Origin of the sequence: Pantoea sp. S61 (assembly GCF_016625145.1) — a bacterium.
GTDB classification, from domain to species: Bacteria; Pseudomonadota; Gammaproteobacteria; order Enterobacterales; family Enterobacteriaceae; genus Pantoea; species Pantoea rwandensis_B.
Genome location: NZ_JACVUO010000002.1, coordinates 569,291 through 575,494 on the forward strand (window position 1 = coordinate 569,291; position 6,204 = coordinate 575,494).

The window sequence follows — 6,204 nt, forward strand, 5'->3', positions numbered from 1 at the left end:
AATTAGCGGGAGATGAGTGGTGAGAATTAGGGTTTCTGCGGCACAAGCATCAGAGTCCCAGCAACGCCACGTTCACCGCTAGCATCTGACGGATACCCAACACTCTGCCCTTTTACAACCATGTTGCTTGAGCCACCGCCATCAAGATTCATGGCTGTTTTCGCGCCAAGCCAGGACATTACAGCAGCGGTTTCCGGTATGCTTGTGCCCAGGCTGACCGTAGGCTGTCGGCCAGGTATTTCGACCAGAAGAACTGTCTTGTCTGCAGTTACGCCAATGGCGGTACGACCATTGCGACCCACAACCCATCCCTGATACCAACTGTCGTTTGCTGTGCCCGCTGAGTCACCTTCATCTGTGCCATTGAGCTTTGTTGAGAAGCCTTCTTTCCAGGCATTAGGAAGCAAATTTGCGACGGAAAGCGATGGGCCGGATTCAACAATTGAAGTTTCAGGGGTGAGTTTGATCTCTTTACCCTGTGAATAGACATGACTCTGAAGCGTCAGTTTTGTACCTGGTTTCGAGTGTCGCTTAAGCCAGGCCGCGCTGTTGCCCAATCCCTGAACAACGTAGCCGCCGGTTGGCGCTGCGGCTCCCGGTTTCTCGTGCCCATCCAGCACCACGCCGGTAGCGTTAACAACAAGTTCATATGACTCGCCCTTATAATCCTTATTAATCAATGTATTTGACGATTTACCATGAAGATATAACGCGTCATAAACGACCAGATCGTTAAAATTGGTGCACACATAATCGTGGGCAGGTTTGCTGAATGGCGCTTCGGCAGGAGTACCACAATTGATAACAGTTCCAAGGATTGGACGGTTAATACTGCTTACTTTGACCTTGTTGCTGAGGCTGTCGGAAAGCGTAATTTCTGATGTCAAAGCCGGTAAGATTTCTACCTGTTGATGCTTTTCCGGGCCGGAAATCATTACTGCCGGTCGGCCACCTGCAGCAGTCCCGACTACCTGCCCATGAGAAACTGTCAGTCCGACAGGTGAACGAGGAGGCAGTGGTGTTTTGAAGGGATTGATATTGGAGAAAAATCCGGCGTTAATGCCTGCAACTGCACCGAGACGGTTAGCTGCGGCTGATACGGTTTCACCGTCTCCACCCAAGTCATCTCCACCAGGCAGCGCATAAACCAGCTTGGTACTTGTCTGTCCGGGTTTAATCGCTAAAACGTTAATAATCCAGGGACCGGTTGTAACATCGCCAGCTAAAGCTGTATTGCGTGTTTTCGGTTTTAGTTTGCCGCGAGTTTTTGATTCAATTACCTTTGCCTCATTATCAGCAGACTCCTTGGAAGAGAATTTACCTACTGAAAGGAAGTAACCAAGCACTTCACCACGGCTGTTTTTGCCAGCCGATGGATCAAGACGGGATGTGAAGCCTGCAGACTTAAGTGCAGCAACGTCCGTTGATGCAGACTGAGCAGAGGTATAGAAACCAATATTTACCGTCCAGAAATCTCGCTCTCCTGCTTCACCGCGCTTGATCTGATAAAACGTTACGCCCTGTGAAACAAGCTCACTGCGAACCGTTTGTTTTAGTCCGGGTTGCCCAAGCGGAACCTCGTTTGTAGGTAGTGACCATTCGTTCCCTGAATGATTGGAATCAACGCTACTTTGGCTACACCCGGAAATTAAAAATGATGATACGACTGCGATAAGTGAGAGATTAAAGCTTTTTTTATTCAGGGAATTCATTTTTATAAAACCTATAATTTCAGGAAGGTCAATTATCATAAATAAATATGACACTTTTATTAAAAATAAAAACTTTAAAAAAGATAAAATAAAAAAGACCGGCGAAGGCCGGCCTCGCAAACATTGAGCGATAAAAGGATTGATCTTTACTTGATGCTACATGCTAGAAGTAATCAGAATTGATAAACAAGCCCCATGCCTAAACTATCTTTTGTGCTAACTCCGGTCTCTTTAGTGAACGTATTATCCTTGAGGAGATTTAATTTATAGTCAACATAAGCGAGCATGTTTTTATTAAAGTAATAGTAACTGCCAAGTGCAATATACTTTTGAATTGTCTGGTCGCCGCCAGAGAATTCGTCATAGCGCTGAAGATTATCTCCCCACTGACTTACAAACCCTACCGATGGGCGAAGACCATTCAGGAACTGATACTGAGCGATAATTTCAACTGTACGTGTTTTATCTGCTATCTGGCTTTGACCATAAGGATTCATGTCTTTTGACTGGCTATACATTGCCGCTAAATAGACCTGGTTATTATCGTACTTAACTGCCGTAGCCCAGGCTGTGGCGTCATCTCCCTGACCATCCTGCTGCTGTAGCAAAGTACGCTTAGACTTTGTGTAAGCGCCTGCCAGAGAAATTTTGTCTGACAGGGCATAAGTCAGCGCAGTGCCGAATCCGTCGCCGTTCGACTTGGTTGCCTGCGTGCGGTCATTTTTCCCCTGATACTGCAGAGTCAACTTGAAGCCTGCTAAATCCGGTGAGCGATAGGTAAACAAGCCGGTGGAACGCTTCGACATGAAGTTATCCTGGCTGTAAGTTGATGAACCGTAAATCGGCGCAAAGTCGGTATAACCGATAGCGTCGTACAATACGCCAACATTGCGACCATAATCTATCGAGCCAAGCGAGGCTGATTTGATACCTGCAAATCCAAATCGGGTAACAGTTCCGTTTTGTGCATCGGACCCGCCTTCGGTTTTGTTTGCTGCAACCTGAGATTCCCATCGGCCAAAACCGGTAAGATCATTGCTAATCTGCGTCTGCCCTTTAAAACCAAAACGCACGAATGCGTTATCACCATTCTCAGAAGAGTTATCTGAAATAACGTGTCTGGCATCAACCTTACCTGTAAGGTCAAGTTTATTGCCATCTTTATTAAATACTTCCGCTGCCATACCTTGCGAGGAAACCAGTAGACCGGCAATAAGCAGACCCAACCCATGCTTTGGATAAATCATTACACACCCCAGTTAAATTAAAAATAAAACAGCCGAACGAGAGCCATGCAGATATTGCATGAAGCTCAGAAATTTAAATCATATTAGAATTTACATGGGCGCGCCAAGTAGCCATTAAAATCACCAGGCGCGCACATTAAAAAGAATCAATCGGAGAAAACAAACTTTCTTTTATATTTGTCTGGAATGTTTTTTATAATCTCTTTAGCTCCAGAATCCGTGAGTATTATATCGACATCATCAATTCTTACGGATGTAGATAAATTCGACTTCATAAATTTTGAGTGATCTGCCACAACTATTACGTAAGTTGCAACTTCTATCATTGTCCGCTGAATGCTCGCATTTGTCGGATCAGAGTTAAAAATCATTCCTCGTTCAAAATCAAATGAACTGGCGTTCAGAAAAAGCTTATCTACATTAAACTGACGGATCATCATTTCTGCCAGTGGCCCTCTGAAAGAACGGTCTGGTTCAGAATACTCCCCACCCACAGAATAGAAGCTACGGCCCAGGGTCTGTGTCAGTTCATTTATAACATCTGCGCCATGCGAAATGACGGTAAGATCACTTCTGCCTGCAAGCAGTTTTGCGATTTCAAGCGTTGTAGTTCCGGCATCCAGCAGTACTGCATCACCGGTGGCTATTCTCGCAATTGCCTGTTTTGCGATTGCTCTTTTTTGCGGTAGATACGACACAGCTCGGGTTTTAAAACTCACATCCTGCGCAACCTGGTTAACAGCAACAGCACCACCATGAGTTCTTCGTATCTTTCCAGCATGTTCCAGCTCGTCCAAATCTCTGCGAACTGTTGCGACAGAAACATGAAGTTCTTCTGTCAGGAAGTGCAGGTCAACAAAGCTCTGTTTTCCGAGCAGCTCGATAATCGTCTGCTGTCGTCTTTCCGCTGTATTCATTCAGGTCGCATCCTGTTTCTCATGATTTTTCGTGAGAATATGAGCGAAATCTATCATGGTCAACCTAATAAGCCTCCATTTTACGGTGGAGCTTGTTTGGCGCGGATGAATATTATGAGCGATTTGAGCGATTTACAACAAAACAATCATTAAAGATTTGTTAAAGTTAAAAGTCATTATTATTTATACAGCAACCAACTGAAAAGAAAGGAAAAAGTACTGGAGTGTGTTTTCTTTAATGAGTCAACTATGAAGTAATTCGCTCATGAGCTTGCTATTACAGACATGATTTGCAAGTTTTTTTGCAACTTCGGCTTATCGATCAAAGCAGTCATTCAAATAGACTACCTTTTCATAATTGGATGTGATTCTGCCGCGCCGCTACTGCGGCTTGCCTGCTGACGACAGCGCACAAAGTCGAGCTTTGCACGCTGTCGTCCAGCTTAGAGGTAATGGTATGAGCACCTCCCACCACAGGGTGCATGTGTGATTTACCATGCTTAACAGTCCGCTCAGTGCCAACAGCGGACGTTTACAGGCATCGTCCAGAAAACATCAAAGAAATAAATGAGGCTACTGCAATTCTTGACCAATCATTCCATAATTGATAAGGTGACTACCGTCTTTACTACGGGAGAACCTGATGGCAGGCAGACCGAGAGAATTTGATGATCAGTTGGTGATTCAGGCGGCAATGGATGCGTTCTGGCGAAACGGCTTTGAAGCGACATCAGCTCAGGAACTCGTTGAGAGCACCGGGCTGGGCCGTGGAAGTCTGTATGCGGCTTTTGGTAATAAAGAAAATCTTTACCATGAAGCCCTGCGCCGTTATCACAGCTCAAGCATTGAGTTTCACGAGGCTGTATTCAGCCAGGCCGGTAGCGTTAAGGACAGGTTACGCAGCCTGCTTGAAAAAGGTATTGAACTGGATTTCAGCAACATTGAGCGCAACGGCTGTATGGCAATATTCTCTCCCCTGGAAAGAGCCGCTAAAGATAAAACCGTTGAAGAGCTGAGCCGCCGTTATATTAAAACGCTTGAGGCAATGTTCATCAGGCTTTTCGCCGCCGGAATCGCTGCCGGAGAGTTTCAGGCCGAACGGCAACCTGAAGTCATGGCTAAGGCATTTATGTGTGCCTATTTCGGTTTCCGGGTGTTCGGCAGGATTGTGCATGAGCCTGAATATCAACGTGATGCAATCGAATCGTTAATAATGAGCATTTAGTTAAAAGGCTACCCGGCCTTTTTATTTACTCAATTCTTTAATGAACATTACAGTATTATCAGGAGAAAAGTTAATGTCTGAAGATTTAAACAAGGTTCAGCTGATCACTGCCCGTTACGGTGAGAAAGACCGACCAGAAAATATTCTCTGGAATTCGCAGATTGAAGGTTTGCTCAGCCACCGTTCCGTCAGGAATTTTTCACAGCAAGCCCTGCCGGAATACTGGTTTGAGACGCTTGTAGCGGCCGCTCAGTCTGCCTCAACATCCTCAAATCTTCAGCAATGGAGCATGGTGGCCGTTACCGATCCTGCACTAAGGGCGCAGGTCAGAAAGCTCTCTGCGGGAGATAAAGGTCTGGCGAATGGATACATTGAGGAGGCACCTGCGATACTTCTCTGGGTTGCAGACCTGTCACGAAATCACGATATGACCGTCTCAGACGGCCTTACCCCGGGTGTGCATGATTACCTTGATTCATTTGTAATGGCGACAGTTGATGCCGCACTGGCTTCGCAGAATGCAACGGTAGCAGCAGAGTCAATCGGGCTGGGTACGGTTTATATTGGTGCGACACGTAACAAGGCTAAAGAGCTGGCTGAACTTATTCAGCTACCGGCCCACAGCTATGTTGTTTGCGGCCTGGTAGTCGGATGGCCTGCAGCCGACAGCGATGCAGCGATCCGTCCGCGCCTGCCGCAAAGCGTGGTGGCTCATCACAATCTCTACAGCGCTTGTGATCTTGACACTCATGTCAGAAGTTATGAAGAGGCATTCCATGCATTTCGGGAAGGTCTGGGAATGAAAGATAAAACATGGAAACAGGCAGTCCAGGGCGCAGCGACCAGTCTCGCTTATATGGATGGCCGCCAGAATCTAAGGGCCACTCTTGAAGAGCGCGGTTTCGGTTTTAAGTAGGGCAGATCGGGCGGTTGGGTATTCATGCGCAGCCGCAAAATCATCAACTTTCTCGTCTTCCAGCTTCATGCTTTCAAACTTCCGCTTCACGCCCTGAGACCTCCGGCAAGCAGCATGTCTGCTACTATACCTCTTAAGATAGCTTCCAGCCTTGTAGCCCGTGTCGCAATCCATTCGACCTTACGCG

General features: G+C 46.4%; 5 protein-coding genes. 2 read left to right on the forward strand and 3 right to left on the reverse strand.

Translation table 11 applies throughout. The features are described from left to right. Positions 1-26: 26 nt before the first annotated feature. From IAE30_RS08055 to IAE30_RS08065, 3 genes are all read right to left on the reverse strand, one after another. Entirely contained in the window at positions 27-1,712 is a 1,686-nt protein-coding gene (locus tag IAE30_RS08055) for a phosphodiester glycosidase family protein (RefSeq protein WP_200538982.1), read from the reverse strand. A 173-nt stretch (positions 1,713-1,885) separates the two neighbouring features. Beyond that, on the reverse strand, positions 1,886-2,959 hold the full coding sequence (locus IAE30_RS08060; protein WP_200538974.1) for a porin: 1,074 nt from the start codon (positions 2,957-2,959) through the stop codon (positions 1,886-1,888). 146 nt (positions 2,960-3,105) lie between these two features. After that, positions 3,106-3,876, reverse strand: coding sequence for a DeoR/GlpR family DNA-binding transcription regulator (locus tag IAE30_RS08065; RefSeq protein WP_200538972.1), 771 nt, complete (start codon positions 3,874-3,876; stop codon positions 3,106-3,108). Positions 3,877-4,519: 643 nt separating this feature from the next. On the opposite strand from IAE30_RS08065, the gene IAE30_RS08070 reads away from it, so the two are divergent. Next, entirely contained in the window at positions 4,520-5,101 is a 582-nt protein-coding gene (locus IAE30_RS08070) for a TetR/AcrR family transcriptional regulator (protein ID WP_200539536.1), read from the forward strand. Between the two features lie 73 nt (positions 5,102-5,174). After that, positions 5,175-6,017, forward strand: a complete 843-nt coding sequence (locus IAE30_RS08075) for a nitroreductase family protein (protein WP_200539535.1) — start codon at positions 5,175-5,177, stop codon at positions 6,015-6,017. The last annotated feature ends 187 nt before the right edge of the window (positions 6,018-6,204 follow it).

Excerpts from the sequence above, each read along its gene's own strand:
- IAE30_RS08055 (WP_200538982.1), bottom strand. The coding sequence starts at position 1,712 with ATGAATTCCCTGAATAAAAAAAGCTTTAATCTCTCACTTATCGCAGTC.
- IAE30_RS08060 (WP_200538974.1), bottom strand. The coding sequence starts at position 2,959 with ATGATTTATCCAAAGCATGGGTTGGGTCTGCTTATTGCCGGTCTACTG.
- IAE30_RS08065 (WP_200538972.1), bottom strand. The coding sequence starts at position 3,876 with ATGAATACAGCGGAAAGACGACAGCAGACGATTATCGAGCTGCTCGGA.
- IAE30_RS08070 (WP_200539536.1), top strand. The coding sequence starts at position 4,520 with ATGGCAGGCAGACCGAGAGAATTTGATGATCAGTTGGTGATTCAGGCG.
- IAE30_RS08075 (WP_200539535.1), top strand. The coding sequence starts at position 5,175 with ATGTCTGAAGATTTAAACAAGGTTCAGCTGATCACTGCCCGTTACGGT.